The 22,626-nt window shown below is 47.8% G+C and carries 20 protein-coding genes; all 20 read right to left on the reverse strand.

The genetic code is table 11. The features are described 5' to 3' along the window. Positions 1 to 321: 321 nt before the first annotated feature. Positions 322 to 1,442 (reverse strand): IS3 family transposase gene (locus OH144_RS09920; RefSeq protein WP_407676623.1). Its coding sequence is split into 2 segments (ribosomal slippage): positions 322 to 1,181 and positions 1,181 to 1,442, totalling 1,122 coding nucleotides; the frame shifts between segments, so codons are not numbered across the junction. A 558-nt stretch (positions 1,443 to 2,000) separates the two neighbouring features. Next, positions 2,001 to 2,663: an HAD family hydrolase gene (locus tag OH144_RS09925; RefSeq protein WP_266206145.1), complete on the reverse strand. Its 663-nt coding sequence runs from the start codon at positions 2,661 to 2,663 to the stop codon at positions 2,001 to 2,003. 15 nt (positions 2,664 to 2,678) lie between these two features. After that, the gene (locus OH144_RS09930; protein ID WP_266206146.1) at positions 2,679 to 3,263 is read right to left on the reverse strand and encodes a hypothetical protein; all 585 of its coding nucleotides are present in this window, start codon (positions 3,261 to 3,263) and stop codon (positions 2,679 to 2,681) included. Between the two features lies 1 nt (position 3,264). Continuing rightward, positions 3,265 to 4,074 carry a metallophosphoesterase family protein gene (locus tag OH144_RS09935; RefSeq protein WP_266206147.1) on the reverse strand — a complete coding sequence of 270 codons (810 nt, stop codon included), beginning with the start codon at positions 4,072 to 4,074 and terminating at the stop codon, positions 3,265 to 3,267. A gap of 133 nt (positions 4,075 to 4,207) precedes the next feature. Continuing rightward, a complete protein-coding gene (locus OH144_RS09940; protein WP_266206148.1) occupies positions 4,208 to 5,158 on the reverse strand; it encodes a phosphatase PAP2 family protein in 951 nt (316 codons plus the stop codon). Between the two features lies 1 nt (position 5,159). Next, positions 5,160 to 5,780 carry a sterol desaturase family protein gene (locus OH144_RS09945; protein WP_266206149.1) on the reverse strand — a complete coding sequence of 207 codons (621 nt, stop codon included), beginning with the start codon at positions 5,778 to 5,780 and terminating at the stop codon, positions 5,160 to 5,162. Between the two features lie 7 nt (positions 5,781 to 5,787). Next, entirely contained in the window at positions 5,788 to 6,219 is a 432-nt protein-coding gene (locus tag OH144_RS09950; RefSeq protein ID WP_266206150.1) for a DUF4833 domain-containing protein, read from the reverse strand. 151 nt (positions 6,220 to 6,370) lie between these two features. Next, positions 6,371 to 7,090, reverse strand: a complete 720-nt coding sequence (locus OH144_RS09955; protein ID WP_266206151.1) for a CDP-alcohol phosphatidyltransferase family protein — start codon at positions 7,088 to 7,090, stop codon at positions 6,371 to 6,373. Positions 7,091 to 7,105: 15 nt separating this feature from the next. Next, positions 7,106 to 9,712 carry a DUF5686 and carboxypeptidase-like regulatory domain-containing protein gene (locus tag OH144_RS09960; protein ID WP_266206152.1) on the reverse strand — a complete coding sequence of 869 codons (2,607 nt, stop codon included), beginning with the start codon at positions 9,710 to 9,712 and terminating at the stop codon, positions 7,106 to 7,108. Beyond that, positions 9,687 to 10,070, reverse strand: coding sequence for a GtrA family protein (locus OH144_RS09965; RefSeq protein ID WP_266206153.1), 384 nt, complete (start codon positions 10,068 to 10,070; stop codon positions 9,687 to 9,689). The genes OH144_RS09960 and OH144_RS09965 overlap by 26 nt, the downstream gene beginning before the upstream one ends. Further along, complete coding sequence (locus OH144_RS09970; RefSeq protein WP_266206154.1) at positions 10,071 to 10,532, reverse strand: phosphatidylglycerophosphatase A family protein; 462 nt, start codon at positions 10,530 to 10,532, stop codon at positions 10,071 to 10,073. An 11-nt stretch (positions 10,533 to 10,543) separates the two neighbouring features. Continuing rightward, the gene (locus OH144_RS09975; protein WP_266206155.1) at positions 10,544 to 11,872 is read right to left on the reverse strand and encodes an inositol-3-phosphate synthase; all 1,329 of its coding nucleotides are present in this window, start codon (positions 11,870 to 11,872) and stop codon (positions 10,544 to 10,546) included. 37 nt (positions 11,873 to 11,909) lie between these two features. Then, the gene (locus OH144_RS09980; protein ID WP_266206156.1) at positions 11,910 to 12,902 is read right to left on the reverse strand and encodes an NAD-dependent epimerase/dehydratase family protein; all 993 of its coding nucleotides are present in this window, start codon (positions 12,900 to 12,902) and stop codon (positions 11,910 to 11,912) included. Further along, on the reverse strand, positions 12,899 to 14,020 hold the full coding sequence (locus OH144_RS09985; RefSeq protein ID WP_266206157.1) for a hypothetical protein: 1,122 nt from the start codon (positions 14,018 to 14,020) through the stop codon (positions 12,899 to 12,901). The genes OH144_RS09980 and OH144_RS09985 overlap by 4 nt, the downstream gene beginning before the upstream one ends. Continuing rightward, entirely contained in the window at positions 13,998 to 15,239 is a 1,242-nt protein-coding gene (gene spt / locus OH144_RS09990; protein WP_266206158.1) for a serine palmitoyltransferase, read from the reverse strand. The genes OH144_RS09985 and spt overlap by 23 nt, the downstream gene beginning before the upstream one ends. A 242-nt stretch (positions 15,240 to 15,481) precedes the next feature. Next, complete coding sequence (locus tag OH144_RS09995) at positions 15,482 to 16,216, reverse strand: TetR/AcrR family transcriptional regulator (protein ID WP_266206159.1); 735 nt, start codon at positions 16,214 to 16,216, stop codon at positions 15,482 to 15,484. After that, complete coding sequence (locus OH144_RS10000) at positions 16,216 to 17,502, reverse strand: TolC family protein (RefSeq protein ID WP_266206160.1); 1,287 nt, start codon at positions 17,500 to 17,502, stop codon at positions 16,216 to 16,218. Before OH144_RS10000 ends, OH144_RS09995 begins: the two co-directional genes overlap by 1 nt. A gap of 45 nt (positions 17,503 to 17,547) precedes the next feature. Beyond that, on the reverse strand, positions 17,548 to 20,676 hold the full coding sequence (locus OH144_RS10005) for an efflux RND transporter permease subunit (RefSeq protein ID WP_266206161.1): 3,129 nt from the start codon (positions 20,674 to 20,676) through the stop codon (positions 17,548 to 17,550). Positions 20,677 to 20,712: 36 nt separating this feature from the next. Next, on the reverse strand, positions 20,713 to 21,762 hold the full coding sequence (locus OH144_RS10010) for an efflux RND transporter periplasmic adaptor subunit (protein WP_266206162.1): 1,050 nt from the start codon (positions 21,760 to 21,762) through the stop codon (positions 20,713 to 20,715). A gap of 252 nt (positions 21,763 to 22,014) precedes the next feature. Continuing rightward, a complete protein-coding gene (locus tag OH144_RS10015) occupies positions 22,015 to 22,626 on the reverse strand; it encodes a TetR/AcrR family transcriptional regulator (protein WP_266206163.1) in 612 nt (203 codons plus the stop codon).

The following is a 22,626-nucleotide window of genomic DNA, read 5'->3' on the forward strand; positions in this document are numbered from 1 at the left end:
AAATGTTGGGAATCAGGAAAAGGTTTAACTTAACAGGGCTACACCTACTTCTGAATAAAATTTATATTAAAAATAGTTTATATACCTGTGACATGCATTTTACAGTGAAACATAGGTTATTTTAGTTAGCCCCACCCTTTACTCTTTCTCCAACGGATGCACCACCTGTAAAACAAGATGTTTAACAATAATGAAGTAATTCCAAGAAGAAGGTTCATCTAACGCATCGAAGTTTACTTATGGACAGGCTCATTGTAGTCTTCCCTGAAAGTCGGCCATTTAAAAGTTGAAGAAATGTTTAAACTTGAGCTCCTCCCATTTTTAGGGCCAGTCAAAAGTAGAGAATTCGGGTTTCACTATATTCTCTTTTACCCACTCTTCCCGTGTCTTGTCACCCAGTGAACTGTGGGGTCTGAAGCAGTTATACTCCTGCCGCCACGTCTCTATCTTCTCCTGGGCATCCTCCAATGACAGGAACCAGTTCACATTCAGGCACTCGTCCCGAAAACTCCCGTTGAAGGACTCAATGAAGGCGTTGTCCGTGGGTTTGCCGGGCCTGGAGAAGTCCAGCGTCACCTTGTTCTCATAGGCCCACCAGTCCAGGGCCTTAGAGATGAACTCGCTGCCGTTATCCACCTGTATACGCTTGGGAAGGACTTGGGTGCTTCGCCTGATACTTTCCAAGGCGGCTACCACATCCTCTCCCTTCAGAGAGTGTCCCACCAAAATGCCGGGGCACTGGCGACTGTAATTATCCACTATCGTTAAGCAGCGTAATTTCCTGCCGTCAAAGAGCTGATCGGCCACAAAATCCATCGACCAGCATTCATGATTGGTAGAGAGAGCCGGGCGCTCCAGCCGGTGGGCAGCTGCCTTGCTTCTTCTCGGGCGCTTGCTCCTCAAATTCAGCCCCTCCTCCTTGTAGAGGCGGTGAACACGCTTGTGGTTATCCGGCCAGCCCTCCCGGCGCAGCAGCGTGAAGATGCGCCAGAAGCCGTAGCGGACTCTGACATGGGCAATTTCGTGCATCCGCTTCCGGATAACTGAGCTGTCCCTGGCTCTGGAGCGGTAATACCACAGTGATCGGTGCAGCATCACCACCTTACAGGCTCTGCGGACCGATACCCGGTACTCATCCGACAGACCCACCGCCAGCCCGTTGAGTTGGGCTGGCCTCAAGGCTTTTTTCGCAGTACGTCCTGTAGCATCTGTTTGTCCAGGCTCAGGTCGGCCACCAGCTGCTTCAGCTGCCGGTTCTCCTCCTCCAGTTGCCGCAGTTTTCTTAATTCCGATACTCCTAAACCACCGTATTTTTTCTTCCAGTTGTAGAAAGTAGCCTCCGAGATGCCCATCTTGCGGCATACCTCTTCCACTCTCACGCCTATCTCTGACTGCTTGATGGCGAAGATAATCTGCGCCTCGGTGAACTTTGATTTCTTCATGGCAATTCGCTTTTAGATTAGTACGACAAATTGCCCGGTTCCTCTATTTTACAGTGGTCCGGTTTTTCGGGGGGAGGTCAATGGTTCGAAATTCGTACCCCGAGTGCACAAGTACAATTTCAGGCGCTAGCTACTTTAATAGTAGTTAGCGCTTTTTTGTTGCAATATTGGCCTATTTCAACCTTTTACAGTCCAGATACCGTAAAGGAAGAATACTCTAAATAATATAATATTTATATCTTACCCCCCCTTGCTTAGCCAGGTGATGGTTTCTTAAGGCTTCCGATAAGCTTTCCTTCGCAAGTACTATTCACACTACTTAGTTTCAAGTTTACGTAACCTCTATACACCGAATGATACTTTAACCGGATAATAGCAGTTGCGGGAAATTGCTGAACCGCTAACTTTGGGAGTGGGCTAGCTTTTAGAGGACACTTAAAATGGAGACCAGCAAGTAGTTCTCAATTCGCCGTAGAATGCCCTTCTTGTTATACCCGGGGCTATGCTTTGCCGGGGTAGCAAGGGATAACCTTCCTAAAACTGGTGTCCCGGGATACCTCAAGAGCAAGGGGCCTGCTTCGCGTACCCGGAGATCTGATCCACCCTGATCCATTTCATTCCTGCTGCCTCGGCAGCCTTTACACCTGGAACACCGTCTTCAAAGACTAGACAGCTTGCCGGCGAGACTCCCAGCTGCTCTGCTGCCGATAGGAAAGGATCTGGAAAAGGTTTTCCACGAAGGGTTTCTCCAGCGCAAACGAGCACCTCCACTAACTCCGCAATGCCCAGGACTTCCAGCGTCTTCTGAATCATTTTCCTTGAACCTCCGGATACCACGCCTATCTTCACCCTGCCGGCATGTGCCACCAAATGGTCCACAACAAACTGAACCGGTTTTGTTAGTGTAATAAATTCCTTGTAAAACAAGGCGGATTTTAGCCTCTCAAACTCGACCGGGTCAAAATCACTGCCATACCGCTTGTTGATCTGCTCCACAACGGCAGGAATGGGCAGGCCGGCGAACTCATCTACAATGGCAGGATCAATTTCCACTCCTCTCTCGGCAGCTACCTTCACATAGGTGTCCTTGTGGGCCTGCATGTTATCGGCCAGGGTTCCGTCGCAGTCGTAGAGGAAAGCCTTGTGATCTCCCATGCTAAGCTGCGTAAGCACGTGCAGGGCACTTGCATTTGGTAGCGATGTGTCTCTTCCTAATTTCATTTCAGCTCGATAGTCTTACAAAGATAATCTGACACCTAAGGCCAGGTGGAATATTTTTCCCGGGCTTAAGTACCCTGGGTTCTTTATGTAGGAGACCAGGTACTCCCCCAGCGCGCCTGCTTCGTAATACAGCCCGAAGTTTTCCAAGCGCTTTATTCTTGCAAACGCTACTTCACCTCCCAGGAAGTAGTACAAATGTAGGGCCGTCGAAAAACCGTAGTAACCTTTCGGGTACTTGTCCCGGGGCTCAAATGCAAAGTACTCATCCCCGAAAGTATAGCCCAACTGCAGGCCTGTTCTAAGCGGATGCCAGTCTAATGCCTCCAGCTTCACCGCCTTAAAAGGCACATAGGCAACTTTCAGAGCCGCGGTGACTAACTGCTCGCCGCCAAAACTTTGCGGCAGGTAGCCGACAAAAACATCTGCATCAAGTTTATTGTTCAGAAACTCCTTGCCCACCCCCAGCGATACCAGGCCAAGATCCCCGGCAAACTGTGCCTTTATGTGAAACGCTGCGGAATCTGTGTATTGGCTGTATACGCTATCAGCCAGGAAGGAGAGCAGTGCCGCCAGGAGAAACTTATACTTCCCAATTCTCATATCAATAATGAATTCTTTTGATGCTGAACCCACCGTCCCAGATTTCCACATAAGAAAAGCCCTTGTTGTTAGTCGAGGTTGTCATGTGATAAGTGATGTTGCTTTCCTCCTGCTCTATGGTCTGCCAGTTATGCTCATGGCCATGCAGGCTTAGGTGCACCCGACCACTCTGTTCCAGCACCTGATGAAACGGCAGGCGCAGCCTGCTGTCATAGTCCCCGCCGAACGGAGACATATGGGATATGATAACAGCCTGCTTCCAGTCCGACTCAGGGGTGTGCGTTAGCTGCCCCTGCAGCCACGCCAGGTCCGGCACGTTACCGCTGAAGTCGTACTCCCGCCCGTTGGTATCCAGGAAAATAAATTTCACTCGCCCATAGACAAAAGCATAATTCAGGTCGCCATACATCTGCTGGTATACTTTCTTGCCGTTGGCCAGCAAATCGTGATTGCCGATCACCGTCAGGTAAGGGACGCGCAGATCTTTCATGATGTCATGTATCCACCTGAACTCCTGGGTCATTCCAAAATCTGAGATATCGCCCTGGTGCACCACAAAGTCGATGTTATCAAGTTTGTTGGCTGCCTTCACAAATTCCTCTGCACTGTCATAAAAACGCTGCGTATCCCCCATCACAACTATCCGAATGGTATCATCCGGACTCAGCTGCTGGATTTTTTCCACGTTTCGCGCAGTTAAATCACGCTCACTACCGCTAAGCCTGATCTGGTTGGGGTGGTATTCAAATACTTCCTCACAAGCTGTCAGGAATGGAGCGAAGAATAATAGAAGTAGGAAATATCTGGGCATCTCTCCAGTATGTAAGGGTATGTCCGGCTTGAATAATACTCGTAAACTAAAATTGTTCCCGAGTCTAAATCTCAGTTCGTAAAACCCGCAGCCCCTCAAGAGCTGCGGGTACTATAATCACAGAAAGCCTTTACTACCTGATCGCCAGAATCAGCTTGTCTACAGCCTTGGTAACCCCTCCTCTTCTGCCAATAAGCCAATTGAAGAAAAAAATGCCACTAGAGGCGCACACTATGCCGGCCAAAACATCCAGCACATAATGATGGGAAGTATAAACTGCCGCAAACCAGATACCTGCCGTGATAATTCCGAAAAAGACCTTCGCTATAACACCTAAGTTGTTTCTGAGCGCATAGTAGAAGACAATGAGCGGGTAAGCAGAGTGCAGCGAGGGCATGGCCGCAAACACGTTGGACCCCTTGGCGTAAAGCGAGTTAAAGATGGTGATGCCGAAAAACTCGTCGAAGCGAACCAGGCCTGCCGTGTTGCCGGGCGTCCCTGCCAGAAAATCAAAGCCATGTAGCTGCACATACCAGGGCGGAGCCGCCGGATATAGGTAATACACCACAAAGCCCAGCAGGTTGACCAGCAAAAAAGTAAGGGAGAAGTATACGAATTGTCTCCTGTTCCAGAAGAAAAGAAAGGTGGCAAACGCAAGCGGCACCGGGATCCACATCAGGTAAAAGGCCCCGCTCATCACATCCAGAAAAGTATGGCTGTGCTGCATCCAAAATTCGTTAGGTGTAAGTATGGTTCCACCACTCCGGATGCCGAAAACAGCTTTCTCCGCATTGTACAGATCCTGAATGTGTACGGGGTTAAACCAGTAGTTCGGGAAGGCCTTCATATAATCATAGAGCACCCAGAACACGATAAAGATGGAGAAGCCCGAGATAAATTTGCGGGTAATGGGAGTTGCAAAGTACAGGATATTCGCCAGCCCCACCAGCACCAACTGATCAGTTTTGAAACCTACTAACAGGTAAGAAAGCAGGATGTATCCCACTGACAGAGCCGCAAGTAGCAACACAGCCTTTCTCGAGACGCGCTTCTTCTCCCCTGCTGCCGTAGTTGTTAAACTCATTTTATTTTTTGTCAAAATCAGACCCAAATACCTTGTCCCACAGGCTGGAGCTCACGCCGTAGCCTTTGGTGGCATCAGAGTAGTGATGCAGCATGTGGTGCTTTTTCAGTTTTTTCCAGAACTCGCCCTTAAAGTTGAAGTGATGCAGCGCATAGTGGGAAATGTCGTAAAACAAATAGCCTAACAGGAACGCCGCAAAGAAAGCATATAGCGCCCCGCCTGTGAACACCAGCGAGAAGAGCAGGTATAACGCTAACGCCATGGGTATACTGGCAGAAGGAGGCATTACGAGTCGCTTGGCATCGTTTGGGTAATCGTGGTGCACCCCATGAAAGATGAAGTGCAGGCGCAGCGCCCACTTGGCCTTCGGCACGAAATGGAACACGAAGCGATGCAGCACGTATTCCGAAAGTGTCCAGACAAACAGTCCCAGGACAGCATAGCCTAGAAAAGCCAGGAGGGATATTTGCTCCACAAACAAAGCGCTCCAGCTCAGAAAGAGTATGACCGGCACATAAATATAAAGCGGAACGGTGTAGTGTACTTTGGAGAGCGCCTCCATCCAATCATACTTAAACATCCGCACCGACTCCTGCGAGTTGGAAACAAAGTTCTTCTTCATGCTACAATCAAGGTATAAAGCGTTCTGTAACTACTTTGCCAGTAACGGCATCCCTTCCTTTTAACTCTACATACAGCACATTGGGCACCCAAAAAGTACCGCCCTCTATGCGCACGAAAATGCGGTCCAGTACCGCATCACGCTTATTGATCTTGCTAAATACATGGTAGACCCCATCATTCCCTTTGCGCAGGTACAAGGCCAGTTTGGAGTAGCACACAAACTTCAGTTCATAGTTATCTTTCCCCAGCTTTTTAGCGTTCAGGCCATAGGCAAACTTGCGCTGGATGTAGTTCAGTTCTTTGTGCTCCCCTCCGTCGGCATACCTGATCCAAAATGGATGGATAGGCTCACTCTCATCCAGCGTACCCTGTGCCGTCTTATTCAGCTCGTACACCACTGTGTTGGCATTCGGGTCGCGCTGTACGTAAAACTTCATGTCTCTGATCCCCTTGGGTACTGGCAGCGAGTCCGGCTTTGCTTCAGCCCAGGTAGCCGATGCGAACACCCTTGCGCTGTACAGCCCGCTACACAGGAGCAGTAGCAGCACCAAATGAAAAATTTTTCTCACTTTGTAACTATTAAGCATACTAAGGTGTCACCATCTCTTTCTGCTGAATGGCCCTTTTCGCGTCCATCAACCTGTTCACAGCCGTAATATTCGTCAGCACCGCCATCAGGGTGATAGGTAAGGTGAACACTGACATGGTTTCAAAAACATGAAAGGGAATGCCCGGCAGATAGACCTTGTAGTCGGGGCCAACAAAAGAGTAAGTGATGCCGCAGGCGATAGCGGAGATACCGATCAGCACTACCCGTTCCGGACGCTGCATCAACCCGCCTTTGCACTCCACCCCCAGCCCTTCGGCCCGTGCGCGGGTATAGCTCACCATCATGGAGCCGATCAGCGCTATAAAGGCGAACAGGGAGCTGAGCAGGTAATGGTGGGCGATCAGGTAATAGCAGATACCCATGAACATGATCATCTCGCTGTAGCGGTCCAGCACGGAATCATACATGGCCCCGAAGGTGGATTTCATGTTCCCCAACCGGGCGACCTGCCCGTCCAGCATGTCGAACACACCGGCAAACAGCACCAGTGCCCCGGCCCAGCCTACATATTCCAGCTCGCCCCGGTTGCTGGTCTCGCCGCCCCATATAAAGATGGCGGCCACCCCGATGTTCAGGATCAAGCCTGTGGTGGTCACCGCGTTTGGGGTAAACCCCATCCGGATCAAAAGCCTGACGAAAGGATTGATGATCTTGTAAATGCCCTGCTGTAGCGCGTCGCGCAATGTTAGTTTGTTCATATACCTACTGCCTGCTTAGAAATCGAATTTAAACCTGCCTCTAATCCCAAATTCAGATACGTGTGGATTATCCAAATACGTCAGGCGTTTTACCAGGTCTATCCGGAAGAAGTTAAAGATATTGCCTATGCCCACGCTGGCCTCCATGTAAGGTCTGTTTTCCAATGTATACGTAGCCCGCCGGCCATCTTCAAACGTGGGGAAGCGCAGCAAATCAGGGTTGTTCTCCGGCAGGTTCTCAGCGCGCACTTTGCCGTACAGCGCTTTAAAGGTCACGAACTCCCGTAGCTTTGTTTTCTTGAGCAGCGGGATCTTGTTAAAGATGAAGCCATTGAACGTATGGTCGATGTGCACACTGGCGTACTGGTCGCTCACAAATTCCAGGAAGTTCATCAGGTTGTAAGACTGTAGTTGGTAGGAGTAAGTCTGGTTGGCTCGGTGGATCGTTAGCAGCGGGAACGGCACCTGCCCAAAAGTATAGCCACCCTCCGTTACCACGTCCGAGTAGCCCAACTGTGAGAGGTAAAAGCGCTTATAGATGTTCAGGGCCACATTCTGGTACTCGTAATGGCTGTCGAAAAGCCCTTCTATACCTGCCGTGGCGCGCAACGTGAACACCGGGTACTTGTTGGCGATCGGGGTACGGTAGAGCTTGCCCTGGAAAAACTGCTCGTTCGGTGCCCAGCGCAGCTCCAGCGAGGCCTCCGAGGTAGTCAGGCTGTTGATACCCAGTGGCTGTTCATCGCTGCCCGTCTCAGCAGCCCTGATGTACTGCAAGGAACCGGCCGGTGATTGTCGCCAGTTTTTGAAGCCGATTTTATACGAGAAGTGGTTCTCGAACTCGTGCAGGTAGTCTACGTGAAACGTCTCGTTATAAAGCCACTTGTCGTTCTCGCCACGCTTTATGGACAGCAGAATATTATCCTCCTGCACGAACTGCAGCTCCTGCCCCGGTATCTTAGTGTCCTTTTGATAGTTGGCACGGATAGCCCTCACCGGGAACTCCCAGATAGAGCGGTCGGTGAGCGAGTAGCTGCCACCCACGTAGTACTTCCACTCCTCATCCTTAAAACCATAAGCCGCGTAGGTCTCCAGCATCAACTTTTTGCTAAAGTTGTCGGTGGTGCGCCCACCAAAGCGTAGGCGGAAACCCTCCACGGGGTTAAAACTGTAGAAGGTATTGAGCGGCCCGATCTCAATGTTTGGCCCCATACGTTTGTAGCCGGCTATCAGCGCGGTGGCCCAATCCATCGTGCGCTGGAAGGACTTCAGGTTTACCAGGCTGTCGATGTTGGTGTAGGTGGTTACCTCCACTGCCGAAAGCGAGTCGTGGCGGCTGGCTTGCCAGTAGCTTTCATCCTGGGCAACTGCGTTCTCCATCCGCACCACGGCCTCCCCTTCGTAGAGCGAGGCCGGCTGCGGCTGATTGATCTCAAAGTCCTTGAAGGACACCACCCGCTCGCCGTAAAAGCCCATGTCACTGTTCTGCGTCAGGCCGAAGTCGACTTTCAGCTCACTTTTGCTCAGGTGATAGCGCCCATCCGGGTTACGTTCAAAGTCGAGGTTAACCTTCAGGTCGCGCACCCAGTTGATGCTTACGCCTTTGCTTACGGACATTTCAACGCTTTGCACGGCGTAGGTGCCGTCCAGGGTGACGTACATCTCTCCGGTGAACATGAAGGCCGTCGGGTTGCGGGGCTCGAACTGCAGCTTTGCCAGCTGCTGTCCTGTTTCCGTTGTCACCGTGTCCCTGAGGTAAAACTTGTAGAAGGTAGGGGCCATGTCGGCAATTGGGCTCAGGAACTGATTTGTTAGCAAGGTGATGTTGTTCTCATAGATGTCGACATCCTGGTACATGTGCTGCATGTAGGCGGCCATGCCTTTATTATCCACAAATTCACCAAATTCGACCTTCTTCTCTGCCTTTACCACCGTTTTGTTTGCCTCAGGATCTTTGCGGTAGTATTGCTGCTTTATCTCCTCCTGCATGTAGAACGGAAGTATGGCTTTACCCTCTATAACTGTGGTATCCAGGTTGCTGGTAATGAAATCATACTTACGAAGCAGGATGTTTCGCTTCAGTTTCTCCGGCGTATTCACCAGCGACATCTGCGTTTTCTCGTACCGCTCGTACTGTACATAGTCGTACTGCTCCGGACGGTTCTTATCCTTGTTGGCGACAATTTCCCGGATGAGGTCTACAGCAGGGTTGTTCTTGTTGCTATACTTGACCTTACGCTTCTTGCCCACCACCACTACCTCACTTAATTGTTTGGCACCTGTTTCCAGTTTAACATGCAGAGACTGCTCCTGCCCTGGCAATACATCCATTATTACGGTTTGGTAGCCCAGGTAAGAAAACTGTACCTTATTTATACTTTGATTCGTCTGGATCTGGTAGTTACCTTCAAAATCAGTGCTGGTGCCGATGCTCGTGCCGGGCACAAAAACCGAAACACCGATAAGTGCCTCCTTTGTAGCGGCATCCGTAACAGTGCCTTTAATAGTAGTAACAGCGCCTTGTGCCACCACAGCAGTGGCATTTATTGCCGAAACCAGGAGCAACAGCGAAAAAAGCAGCTGCTTAAAATAATACTTATATATATTCTTTCTTGAATACATATCTTTTTTGGATTATATAGTTATAGAGAACTCCCACGAGCAATGAGGTGATCATTTTAGAGTAAACATAGTTGAGTCCTCCGTAACGTGTGATCACATATACACCCGAAGCGTTTAGCAACATGCTGCCGTTCCAGACCAGCACGTATTTAAGTGCCTGTGCGGGTATCGTTTTATCTGAGGCCTTAAAAACCCAGGTTCTGCCCAAGGCAAAGTGTGTTACACCACCTGAGACAGTACCCACCATGGTGCCGGCCATATACCATAGGCCTAGCAGCTCCACGGCTATGATTGTCACCAGAAAATCGACAGCAGATGCTACCAGAGAGGCAGCTTGTGCCTTCAGGAAGGTGAACATTTAGAGTATCTTGAAGTATAAAAGAGTCTGTAAAATAATATTTGCGTAAACGCCCGCCACGACGTCGTCAAGCATGACGCCTAAACCTCCACCTATTTTCTCCAGCCTCCTGATGTACAGCGGCTTTACGATATCGAAAAACCGAAACAGAAAAAGGCCAACCATGAGAGAGCCGGGTGTGATAGGTATGAACAACAAACTGATGCACATGCCCGCCACCTCGTCTATCACTACTTTTTTATCATCTTTGCCCCAGAGCGGCTCCACCTCGCCGGCAGACCATACACCTAAGGCTGTTAATAATGCCGTTACTGTAGGCAGCCACCACACAAGCTGGTCCCCACCAGCCAGGTGCACGGCGTAAAGGCAAAGGCAGGTGACCACAGCGGCTACCGTACCTCCTCCCTTTCCTATATAGCCAATGCCCAGGCTGGTGGAAACTAGTTTGTGTATTCTCATCATTATCAGGTCTATTAACGCTCTTCTTCCACAAAGTCTTCGTAATAGTCAAGGCCCAGGTGTGTGATCAGGTCCTCGCCCATGATGTGGCGCAGCGTGTTCTGCAGTTTGATGAGCTGTTTAAAGATATCATGCTCCGGACGCAGGCCTTCAGCCGTTTGTGGCGACTTGTAGTAGAAAGACAACCACTCCTGAATTCCACTCATGCCAGCACGTTGCGCCAGGTCCGTGAACAGGGCCAGGTCCAGTACGATAGGCGCCGCCAGGATAGAGTCGCGGCACAGGAAGTTAATTTTGATCTGCATCTGGTAGCCCAGCCAGCCAAAGATGTCAATATTATCCCAGCTCTCTTTGTTGTCTCCGTGAGGAGGATAGTAGTTGATGCGGATTTTGTGGTAAATGTCTCCGTACAATTCCGGATTGTCGGCAGGATGCAGGATATCCTCCAGCACGCCCAGCTTCGATACTTCTTTCGTCTTGAAGTTTTCCGGATCATCGAGTACAAGCCCATCACGGTTGCCCAGGATATTGGAGGAGAACCAGCCTTTGATACCCAGTGCCCTGGCCTGCAGGCCTGGCGCAAGGATGGTCTTCATCAGCGTCTGACCTGTCTTAAAGTCCTTGCCAGAAATGGCCACACCGTTTTGCTTTGCCAGTTCTACGATGGCAGGAATATCCACTGTCAGGTTCGGAGCTCCGTTAGCAAAAGGAACACCCATCTTCACAGCAGAGTAGGCATAAATCATACTTGGCGCGATGCGCGGATCGTTCTTGCGCAAGCCTTCCTCAAAAGCCGCGATTGTCTCGTGCACCTCACTGATCTCTGCGTAAATCTCCGTAGAACCGCACCACACAATGACGAGGCGGTCGCAGCCGTTCTCCTCCTTAAAGTTGCGCATGTCCTCCATCAGCGCCTCTGCCAGCTCATACTTGGTGGCAGCCTCTTTTATGTTCGTGCCGTCCAGGTTCCTGGCATAGGCTTTGTCAAAAACGGCTTTCATTGGCTTAATTGCTTCCAGTTCAGGCCTAAGGGCATGCAGCAGCCCTGGCTCCAACACCTTAGCGTTTACAGCCGCTTCATACACGTTATCCTCATACACATCCCAGCCCCCGAACACAAGGTCGCTCAGGTTTGCCAATGGCACAAAGTCCTTTATAAGCGGGTTGCGGTTTTCTGTTCGCTTGCCCAAACGGATATTGCCCATCTGAGAAAGCGAGCCGATTGGCTGCGAAATCCCTTTGCGAATGGCCTCAACTCCGGCTATAAAAGTGGTGGCAACTGCTCCAAGTCCTGGTAGCAATACGCCTAGGCGCCCTTCGGCTTGTTTTACTTGATATTCCATTTTGTTTATTTGTTCTAAAACTGCTTCTAATCAATTCTTATAACCATTTGTTCTCTTTGTACCACTGCAGGGTCTGCTGGAGGCCCTTTTCCAGGTCATACTCCGGCACAAAGCCCAGTTCTTCTTTTAGCTTATCGATGCTGCAGTGCCAGTTCTCCGCCGCTAGCTCGTTAAGCTTCTCCTTGTTCAGCGCAGGCATCTTACTGCTGGTAGCATATAGTGCCTCCAGTAACCGGGCCATCACACGCACCATGCCTATCGGCATGTGTATCCGAACTGATTTCTTTCCCAGAATGTACTTAGTGGTGCTGGCAAGCGCATAGCGATTGTACCTGTTGCCATCAGACACATTGTAGCTCGCTCCATTTATACTTGCTCCCAGTGCTTGTATCACCGCTTTTGCCAGGTCCTTCACATAGACAAAGCTCAGCCACTGCGGCTTGCTGCCAATGTAGGGTTCCAGCCCCAGGTTCAGCGTTTTGAGGATGATAAAGATGTCTTTCTCACGGGGGCCGTAGACGGCAGTAGGCCGTAGTACCACCAGCGGAAGCCTCTCTACCTCAGCCAGGTATTTTTCGGCCAGCAGCTTGCTCTTCCCATAAGCTGTAACTGGCATCGCAGCACTCGCCTCATGGATAGGTATTACCTCCTCATAAGCAGTAGGCCCTAGTGCCGCCAGGCTGCTGATGAAGACAAACTTTTTCAGCGGTATACCTGCCCCTGCCGCTGCTTCTCCCAGGTTTCTGGTGTACTCTGCGTTTACCCTCACATAGTCACCTGCTTGCTTTGCCTTGGTTATACCTGCCGCATGGATGATGTAGTGGTACTGCTTTTCCTCCAGTTCACGCTTTATGGCATCCACATCAGAGAAATCAAGGGAAGTATACTTAATGCCGAAAGCCTGCAGGTGGGCGACTTCGCTGCTTGGGCGCACTGCAGCATACACCTCCAACCCTGCCTGCACGGCGGCCTCAATCAAATGATAGCCTACAAAGCCACTGCCTCCCGTAATCAGTACCCGCTCTGTCATAATGCTTTCTCAAAGATTCTATACCTTTTATAGGGCTTGGCATCCATTTTCAGCAAGCCCTGGTTCATCAGCACGTTATTTTCGAGGATCCACGAAGCCTCCGCCGATTTCATATGCTTCTCCTGGTGCTTTTGCATGGCAGCCCCGTAAAAGCAGGCTTCGATACCCATTTTCCGGTATCCCTCCACCACGCCCAGGGCAATGATCCGCACTGCGTTGATTTTTTTGCGCAACAACAGCAGCTTGAATATGCCCGTCGGCAACAAACGGCCTCTCCTGATTTTTTTTAAAACCTGGTTAATGTCCGGCACTGCTAGTGAGAAACCGATCATTTTCCCGTTATGCTCCGCAATCAGGCAGAAGTCCGGGTCCACGATCATCCTCAGATCTTTGGCCATATAGTCGAACTCCTTCGGCGTCATGGGCACAAAACCCAGGTTCTTGTCCCAGGCCGAATTATAGATATCCCGCAGCTGCGCTGCCTCCTCTTTATACTTTTTCAGGTTGATCGGTCGGATGACGATACCTTTCTGCTCCAGCCGCTTCCGGATCACTTCTGACAAGCGGTAGGCCTTATCGTTGTAGCCATCTGCCCCAAACTGGTATGCCAACAGGTCTACCTTCTTTTGGAACCCCTGTTCTTCCAGCAGCTGGCTATAGTACCTGTAGTTATAAGGCATCATTGCCACTGGTGAACTGTCGAACCCCTCCACCAGTAATCCGCAGGTTTCGTTTGTAGAAAAGTTAACCGGCCCGATCATGGTTGTCACCCGCTTGGCCAGCAGCCACTTCCGCACCTCGCTAAACAGCATTTCTGCCACTTCAACGTCGTCCACACAGTCAAAGAAACCGAAGAATCCATCCTGGCTGTTGTTGAAGGCATTGTGGTTGTTGTTCAGGATAGCAGCGATCCTGCCCACCACTATACCATTTTCGTATGCCAGGAATGTCTGAAGCGTAGAGTGCTCGTAAAACGGGTGCTTGCCATGTGTCAACAGGTCCTTCTGGGCTATATATAGCTCCGGCACATAATACGGGTCGCTCTTGTACAACTCATGCGGAAAGTCAATAAAAGCCTTTAGCTGCCGCTTTGTCTCAACTGGCAATACTTGCTTCATATGCTGCATTCCCTGTGTTTATTCCCATTACCTTAAAGGCTTCCGCAATTTTTGCTACCGCCTCCTCTATCTGGGCAAAAGTATGAGTGGCCATCACCGAGAGGCGAATCAGGGTAGAATCGGCTGGCACCGCAGGCGCTACCACCGGGTTCACAAAAATGCCCTTGTCCTGCAGTAACATGGTCACCTGGAAAGTAAGGTCGTTGTCGCGCACATAGATCGGTATGATCGGCGTCTCGGTTGGCCCCAGCTCCAGACCAGCTGCCTCTAGGAGCTGCATGGCATACATCGTGTTGCCCCACAGCTGTTTCCGTCGCTCCGGCTCCGACTCTATAATATCAAGGGCCGCCAGGGTGCTGGCAACAGAAGCAGGCGACATACTGGCGCTAAAGATCAGGGAACGGGCGTGATGCTTCAGGTATTGGATCGTGTCAAAATCGCTGGCAATGAATCCTCCGAGTGAAGCCAGCGATTTACTGAATGTACCCATGATCAGATCGACCTGGTCGGTCAGGCCAAAGTGCGATGCAGTCCCTGCTCCATTTTCCCCGATAACACCTAAACCGTGTGCATCGTCTACCATAATGCTGCCACCATAGCGCTCAGCAAGAGTTACAAGTTCAGGGAGTTTTACGATGTCTCCTTCCATGCTGAATACCCCGTCCACCACGATCAGCTTAATCGCGTCTGCGGGCAACCGGCTTAGTTTCTGCTCCAGGTCCTGCATGTCGTTATGCTTATACTTAAGCACTTTAGAAAATGAAAGCCTGCTGCCATCGATGATAGATGCGTGGTTATATTCATCCAGTATAATATAATCGTTGCGACCGGTGAGGCAGGAGATAACCCCCAGGTTTACCTGAAAACCGGTGCTGAATACAAGTGCTGCGTCTTTGCCCACGTACGCTGCAAGCCTGTTCTCCAGTTCCAGGTGGATGTCCAGGTTCCCGTTCAGGAAACGAGACCCGGCGCAGCCCGTACCATACAACTGAATAGCTTTTAGTGCGGCTTCTTTTACTTTGGGATGATTGGTGAGTCCCAGATAGGCATTTGACCCAAACATCAACACCTTCTTGCCATTAATAACCACTTCCGTATCCTGTGCAGACTCTATTGATCTGAAATAAGGATAGGCACCCTGCGCCATCGCCCTCTCTGCTGCATAATAAGCAGCGCTTTTTTCGCGGGTAAGGATTTTCTCACGAAGTATATTGCCCATCTGAATTATATTTAACTTATTGAAATTAAAATATTTTATAGAACGATACTAATAAATAATCAGTTGCTGAACTTCTAATCTATTGCTTTCAAATAATAGCAATTATGAATTCGCTATATAGTTCATAACTAAAAGAACTAAATTCAATATAGCGGTCTAATTTCACACAATGCAATAATACAGCCCTTATTAAAACATTTAGACTAAAATAGTATTATGGTCTAAAAATGGAGAAAAAAAATTTAAACCTTTAGTCCTCGCAGCATGAGATTATTCAAAATATCAATTCTGCTTTCCAGATCAGCATACCTGTCTTCTATCATTAACCCTATTTCCAGTCCACGCATGGAACAAACCATAGCAAAGGCAATCGCATCAGCATCATTTGCTTTATAGCCGGTAAATTCACCTTTCTCAAGTCCAAAATTAAGAATATTGCGTACGAGCCTGATCTCCCTTATTTCATACCGCCTATTAAGGTCTATCAATCTAGATATATTGGCCTCTTCTTCGCGAAGTACTATTTTCTTTAAAACTGTTTTTTTCTGGAACAACTCAAGTTTCGTAAGGCTAAAAGTAGTTAGCTTCTCTTCAGCAGTTTGAACTTTCCCAACTTCCTCTTGCAGGGTGCGAAAAACTTCGTCCATCTCCTTGGTCACGACTTCGTCAAAGATCTCATCTTTACTTTTATAGTAGTAGTAAAGCGTACTTTTCCCTTTTCCTGCCGCTTTGGCAATGTCCTCCATAGTGGTTTTAGCCCATCCATAATGAATGAAAAGCTTCTGGGCCTCCGCCAGAATTTCTGCCTTTATGCTCTCATCTTTTCCGCTCATACACTCTAGACTAAAAACGTATTTCGGTCCAAAAGTACTTGATTTATTTAATTGATCCAAAAATAACATAGTCTTAAAGTCAAACTTATACTTCCAATAAAAATCAAATTGTAAATCAACAGCAACAAGTGTTGCTGCTTGCATTACTTTAACTCACCAATAGCTTTCTTGTAATTAGATTCGTTGATTTTATATTCGATGCGGGCGTCTATAACACTGTTATAGGCTTGTTGCCAAATAGCTTGGGCTTCCAGAACGTCTTTCCCCACAATGGTTCCCGCTTCAAGACGATCTTCGGCTAAGCGTAAATTCTCAACTGCCTGGGCCAGCGAAAGCTCGGTGGAGGCAATCTTTTTTACCGATTGATTTAGTTGCAGGTATGCATTCTGGATTTCTAAATTGAGAAGCTCCCGGGTTTCATTCAGCTGCATTTGCTGTGCTGCTATCTTGAAAGATTGTTCTTTTACTTTATTGGCCTTGCCGCCCCAATCAAATATGGGAATATTTATACTAGCCAAACCCACATAGGTTAGCATGGAATTGGAACCGTCTTCCAGGTTTACTGCTTTACCCGCAGCCCCCATTCCAATAGCAGAAACTGCCACTGTTGGCAAACGATCGCCCTGGAGAATTTTCTTTTGCAATTCCTGGATTTCAAGTGCTTTGTGCAGCAACCTGATTACGGAACGATTTTCGGCTGCTGTTTCTAATGATAGATTCTCGACAGCGCGGAAGTTACCAGATACTGAGTCTGCCAAAGTGAAATTATAATCACCAGGTTTTCCCATTACCTGGGCAAGATTTAGCTTTGCCAGCAACAAGCCATCTTCTGCTTTTGTCTTATTGAGCTTCGCTTCATTTAGGTTTACCTGTACCCGCAACAAGTCATTTTTGTATATGAGCCCGGCATCGAAAGAGTTCTGTAAATCCCTAACCAGGGATTCTAACATCACTATAAATTTATCAGCTAAGACAATTTTTTCCTTTACCTGTACAACCTGCCAGTAAGCTTTTTCGGTTTGCAGTAATACGTCAGATGTCGTTAGTTTCTTTTGTTCTTCTGATATTTCCACACCTTTAGCAGCAGCTGCTTTACTATTTTTTATTTTTCCGCCAGCGTAAAGCGGCAAGGCTGCATTAACCATACCACTAGCCATGTTTTCAGGAATCATACCGTTTAAGCCCCCCCCTAGGGGGGAACCCAAATGGACACCTGTTATGGATCCATTTAAGGACGGGTAAGCATTGGCCGCAACTGATTTCTGGGCAGCTTTAGCTGCATCAACCTGATGTTGTGCTGCTTGTATCTTCTTATTCTGCTGCAGCGCCATAGACCGGCAATGCTCTAGGGTATAGGTGACTGCCTCTTGTGCTTGTACTTTCCCAAGGATAGAGAAAGCACAAGCTAGCAGCATTAACTTTAATTTCATTATTATGTATAAATTTACTGAGTGATTAAAAAGCCTGCTTTACTACTAAGCATGGTGATGGGAAGGCTTGTATTGGATTTCTTCTGCTCCTGTCATATTCAAATCCTCCTCTTTTCTAGGCTTTACAAATAGAAAGTACAGAACCGGTACCACAAAAAGGGTCAGGATCATGGATACGATAAGGCCCGAGGCCAGCACGCTGCCCAGCGGCGCCCACATCGGGGATTTGCCGATAATCATGGGCACTACTCCTACTGCCGCCGCCGCAGAAGTTAGGAAGATGGGGCGCATCCGGCGTTTAGCCGCCGCTAAAGCCGCTGCTTTAATGGTGTATCCATGGTCCAGCACCAGCTCATCGGCATAATCTACCAGAATGATACCGTTGCGGACCACAATGCCTATAAGACTGATTATGCCCATAAAAGCGGTCATACCCATTGGGTTACCTGTTAGATACAAGCCAAGGAAAGCACCTAATAAACTTAGTGGGAAGGTAGCCAGGATAATCAGGGCCTTACCAAATGTCTTAAATTGGAACAAGAGGGTCAGCAGAATCAGGATAAGGCTGGTTCCCAAAGCCATGGCCATGCCTGGGGCATTTTCGGCGCTCGACTCGGCATCACCACCGTATTCAATGCGTATTCCATCCGGCAGTTGCAGCTTCTCAATCTGCGGCTGTGCTTCTTTCAGAATAACCGAAGCTTTTACCCCTAGCTGGGCCTCCGATAAAACCGTCAGGGTACGCAGGCCATTGCGGTGGGCAATTACGCCGGTATGCCACGCAGGGGTCAGATCGGCAACTTCTTTCAATGGTACTTTTCCCCCGTGCATCGTATTGATGGTCAGGTTTGCTATATCATTGTAATTATCACGATTGTTAGCAGACAGGCGGAGGAATACATCAACCGGCTTATCCCCTTCCCAAATCTGGGTAACAGCAAATCCTTTTAAGCCGGCACCCAACGTTTGCGTTATAACCTGGTTCGGAACGCCTAAACGCATTGCCGCATCTTCTTTCGGTTTGAGCGACAAGCCAAAATAGTCGTTCATGTAGTCGGTTCTTACCCAGTTGGTCCCTTTGGTTTTTTCCAGAATGGCTTTTACCTGCTCTGCTACTTGTTTCTGATCGTTTATATTTTCGCCAATAATGCGGACAGCTATGGGCGCACCTTCCTGCATACTTAACTGGCGCAGGTTGATGTTGCCATCCGGCACGAAACCTTGGAACTTGGGCAGATATTCTTTTACCAGATCATTAACAGCATCCGAATTTTCAGCGATAACAAAAATCTGGGCGTAGCTGGTCCGGGGCATTTCCGGGGCGTAAGAAATATTAAAACGGGGCGAACTGGTACCCACGAAAGTGGCGGTTTTCAGAACGCGTTTATCCTTCTTTAGTTCTGCTTCTACTCTTTTGGCTACTTTATCGGTCTCCTCCAAAGAGGTACCCAATGGCATCCATATCTCGGCATTGAATTGCTTGGTTTCGCTCAAGGGGAAAAACTCCTGTTCCACTTTACCGGCCAGCACCAAAGCCAATACCACCGCGAGAGCCGCTCCACCAATTGTTGTTTTAGGCCAGCGGAATGCTGCTTCCACACCGACATTGAAGCCTTTTTGTAAATAATCAAGCATGGATTTACGCCTTACAGTACGTTCGTCCATTTTATGTTTTAACCCTTTTTTGATAAATACATAGCAGGTATAGGGCGTTAATAACAGTGCCACCAGCATAGATACAATCAAAGCAACAGCAACGGTTATTGGTAGTGCTGCAATAAAATCTTTAGCAATGCCATCCATGAATAATGCAAGCGGGGCGAAAGCGAATATAATAGCTAGGGTGGCAGTAAAAATAGGAAGCGATAGCTGTTGAGCTGCCTGCCAGGCTCCTGTCCAGGGAGTAATGCCTTCGTCTAGTTTTTCGATGTAATTATCTACTACCACAATCGCATTGTCTACCACCATGCCCAACACAATAATCAAAGCGGCAAGGGTTACCTGGTGCAACTCTATCCCTATTATATTGATAATACCAAAAGTAATAAGGATGGAAATGGGTGCCGCCAGCGAGGCTACGGCTGCTACCCGGATTGGCAATAGTAGCATCACTACCGCAATAACAGCTATAATGGCCATGGCAAACTCTTTCAGGAAATGTGAGATGCTGTCCCCAACGAGTTCCGGCTGGCTTACAATGGTATCAATTTTAATATCATCCGGAAAGGTGCTTTGTATACCGGCTAGTTTCTCTTCTACCACCTGCCCGAACTGCACAATGTTATTACCCGGCTGCATTTCAATGGAAAGCACCATGGTTTTTAAGTCCCCCATGCGAACGTAGGAGCTTACTTCTTCGTACCGGCGTTTAATTGTGGCTACATCTTTCAGACGCACCACATTTCCTTGCGGGGTGGTGTACACCATCTGGTTGGCAATATCTGCTTCCGTTTTAAACTGACCATTGGTATGTACGGGAATCGTGTGGGCTCCCATGGTTACCTCCCCGGAATAGCTGGTAACATTCTGGCCTTGCAGGGTTTGGATAATGTTGGAAATATCAAAACCAAACTGGCGGATCTTATTATCATTCAGGGTAACATAGATTTGTTGCTTTTGCCCCCCTGACCGATTAATTTTGGACACCGTAGGAATTACCTTTAGTCCATCTTCCAGCTTATCCATGTATTCCTCCAGTTCCGCATAGCTGCGGGTTTGGGAAGACAAGGTGATGATTTGAGCGGTAACATCCCCAAAATTACTGTCTACAATGGGCCCGATAACGCCCTGGGGTAAATTGGCGCGGAGGCTTGTATTTAAACCGTGTTGCAATGTACCCCAGAATTTCTTGCGGTCTTGCACCGACGTGTGCAGGTATACGGTAATAAAGACTTGCCCATCTTTGGTCTGGGAAACCGTTTTCTTTTTATCTACTTCTTCAAAAGAAAACAGGTATTGTTCTATTTTGTTGGTTACCTGTTGTTCAGTTTGTAATTCATCGGCGCCAGGGTAAATAGCCACTACCATGGCTAAAGGCATATCAATTTTAGGGTTTTCAGCCCGGGGCATGTTCAGCAGGGCGTAGGTACCCAGCAATAAAAGCAAACCGGTTACTACAAGCGTAATCTGCTTGTATTTCATAGCCGCTTCTATGATATTCATTTTTTGTTTCATCTCTTTTTATAAGAAGGCGAATGGGAGGTTGATGAATTAGAAAGTGACTGTAGAGCCATCTTTGAGACGGGTTTGGCCTGCTACCACCACTTTGTCCCCGGCGGTTAAACCCTGGGAGATAATTACTTCGTTATTGCCAGTGACATTGCTCGTAGTAACACGCCTGCGAATAGCTTTATTTTGATCGTTAGTTACAAATACATAGGTTAGGCCGTCGGCATCCCGCACCACAGACGGTGCCGGAATAGCAATAACATTTACTGCTTTGCCAGTTTGAATTTTTGCCTCCGCCAGCATGCCGGGCAGTAGCTTGCCATCAGGGTTAAGCAGCTTTATCTTAACAGCGTAGGTTTTAGAAACCGGATCGGCCTGCGGATTAATAATAGTTATATTCCCATGAATGGTATCCTCTAGGGTAGGAACATAGACGGCGCTACTCATGCCATTGCTTATAGCTCCAACCTCACTCTCCGGAACCGAAATCCGGGCATATACCTGATCGGTTTTAATAATGGTAAAAGCGGGTACGCCGGGAGCTGCCGTACTACCCCGCTCCACCATTTTAGCGCTTATGATACCTGTTATTGGGGCATACAACCTGCTATCCTTGATGCGTTTAGCGTTAATACTTTTGTTTGCTCTCGCTTGCGCAACTTTTGTTTTAATATCAATATAATCTTTTTCCGGAAGGCTTCCCTTCTTATAAAGGCCATCTAGGCGGCTGTACATGTCTTCTGCCTGCTCCAACTGAGCATTGGCAATAGCTAAGGCATTTACATACTCCGATGCATCAATAGATGCCAATAATTCTCCCTTCGTAACACGTTGCCCTTCCACTACATGGATATTGTTAACAACACCTGGAACAGCAAAGCCAATATGGGCTGTATTTTCTGGTTCTATATTACCAGAATAGATTAGCTCCTGTTGCTGGGCAATTGCTGAAATCTCTTTAACCGAAACTTTTGGCACTACCTGAACCAGTTGTTTAGGTTCGTCTTTTCCGCAGGAAGATAGAGCAAGACCTACCATCAAGGTAAGGACTGAAGAAGCTATTCTTCGATCTGTTCTTGTGTTATTGAACATGAGTAATGTTTTATTTAGATTGATATTGTTAATGATAAATGTTTAATAAAATGATGCTTTATTTATATAAACCCCTTTTCGTAATCCAGCTAAGCCAAGTGAAACAACGATTAAAATATAAGGTCAAACGATTGATTCAATCAAATGATTAAATGAAGTTTAAAAATATGCCTTTGTTCTTTAAATGAATCAAACGCTTTGATTAAAATATTGATTAAATCATTTGATTGACTATGTGTCAAAAAAAATGCATCAATTATCCAAGAACAAATGGCCAAAAATCATTTCCTTAACTATTTGTAAATGCTCTTGAGCAAACTGATCATAATCAGCTTCGTCCATTAGGAGAATCTTTTTGTTTAGTTCGTCATTTTCGTATAAAAACTGAACATTAGGAAGCAGTAGAAATAATACATGATCAGAATTTATTGCCCGTATTTCTCCTTTATTGATTGCATCCTGAAGTTGCTGTATAAATAACGATTTTTTTACCAGGGGCCCTATATCAAATGTCTTCAGCAAGTGATCTGGGTTTCTCTTTAACTCATAATTTATGAAAGTAGATAACCGACGGTTCTTTTTAAATAGATTAAAAAAATTGTCGACTAAAGCAGATAGTTTTTGCTTCAAATCCCCTGGTTTGTCCATAATGTCCAGCGTGGATTGAAAGTATTCCCTTATCAACTCTTCATAAACTATGTTGAACAGTTTTTCTTTGCTACGGAAATAATAATTCATCATAGCAATACTAAGGCCGGCTTCCCGGGCTATATCGCGGGTAGTGGTGCCATCAAAACCTTTCTCCAGGAAAACTTTCTTGGCTGCCTCCTTGATCCGTTCTTCTGTTGATAATTCAGTTTCCAC

This window comes from Pontibacter kalidii (genome assembly GCF_026278245.1).
Taxonomy (GTDB): domain Bacteria; phylum Bacteroidota; class Bacteroidia; order Cytophagales; family Hymenobacteraceae; genus Pontibacter; species Pontibacter kalidii.

What these genes read in the sequence shown, in the direction of transcription:
- OH144_RS09925 (WP_266206145.1), bottom strand. Translation starts at nt 2,663, where the DNA reads ATGAAATTAGGAAGAGACACATCGCTACCAAATGCAAGTGCCCTGCAC.
- OH144_RS09930 (WP_266206146.1), bottom strand. Translation starts at nt 3,263, where the DNA reads ATGAGAATTGGGAAGTATAAGTTTCTCCTGGCGGCACTGCTCTCCTTC.
- OH144_RS09935 (WP_266206147.1), bottom strand. Translation starts at nt 4,074, where the DNA reads ATGCCCAGATATTTCCTACTTCTATTATTCTTCGCTCCATTCCTGACA.
- OH144_RS09940 (WP_266206148.1), bottom strand. Translation starts at nt 5,158, where the DNA reads ATGAGTTTAACAACTACGGCAGCAGGGGAGAAGAAGCGCGTCTCGAGA.
- OH144_RS09945 (WP_266206149.1), bottom strand. Translation starts at nt 5,780, where the DNA reads ATGAAGAAGAACTTTGTTTCCAACTCGCAGGAGTCGGTGCGGATGTTT.
- OH144_RS09950 (WP_266206150.1), bottom strand. Translation starts at nt 6,219, where the DNA reads ATGAAGTTTTACGTACAGCGCGACCCGAATGCCAACACAGTGGTGTAC.
- OH144_RS09955 (WP_266206151.1), bottom strand. Translation starts at nt 7,090, where the DNA reads ATGAACAAACTAACATTGCGCGACGCGCTACAGCAGGGCATTTACAAG.
- OH144_RS09960 (WP_266206152.1), bottom strand. Translation starts at nt 9,712, where the DNA reads ATGTATTCAAGAAAGAATATATATAAGTATTATTTTAAGCAGCTGCTT.
- OH144_RS09965 (WP_266206153.1), bottom strand. Translation starts at nt 10,070, where the DNA reads ATGTTCACCTTCCTGAAGGCACAAGCTGCCTCTCTGGTAGCATCTGCT.
- OH144_RS09970 (WP_266206154.1), bottom strand. Translation starts at nt 10,532, where the DNA reads ATGATGAGAATACACAAACTAGTTTCCACCAGCCTGGGCATTGGCTAT.
- OH144_RS09975 (WP_266206155.1), bottom strand. Translation starts at nt 11,872, where the DNA reads ATGGAATATCAAGTAAAACAAGCCGAAGGGCGCCTAGGCGTATTGCTA.
- OH144_RS09980 (WP_266206156.1), bottom strand. Translation starts at nt 12,902, where the DNA reads ATGACAGAGCGGGTACTGATTACGGGAGGCAGTGGCTTTGTAGGCTAT.
- OH144_RS09985 (WP_266206157.1), bottom strand. Translation starts at nt 14,020, where the DNA reads ATGAAGCAAGTATTGCCAGTTGAGACAAAGCGGCAGCTAAAGGCTTTT.
- spt (WP_266206158.1), bottom strand. Translation starts at nt 15,239, where the DNA reads ATGGGCAATATACTTCGTGAGAAAATCCTTACCCGCGAAAAAAGCGCT.
- OH144_RS09995 (WP_266206159.1), bottom strand. Translation starts at nt 16,216, where the DNA reads ATGCAAGCAGCAACACTTGTTGCTGTTGATTTACAATTTGATTTTTAT.
- OH144_RS10000 (WP_266206160.1), bottom strand. Translation starts at nt 17,502, where the DNA reads ATGAAATTAAAGTTAATGCTGCTAGCTTGTGCTTTCTCTATCCTTGGG.
- OH144_RS10005 (WP_266206161.1), bottom strand. Translation starts at nt 20,676, where the DNA reads ATGAAACAAAAAATGAATATCATAGAAGCGGCTATGAAATACAAGCAG.
- OH144_RS10010 (WP_266206162.1), bottom strand. Translation starts at nt 21,762, where the DNA reads ATGTTCAATAACACAAGAACAGATCGAAGAATAGCTTCTTCAGTCCTT.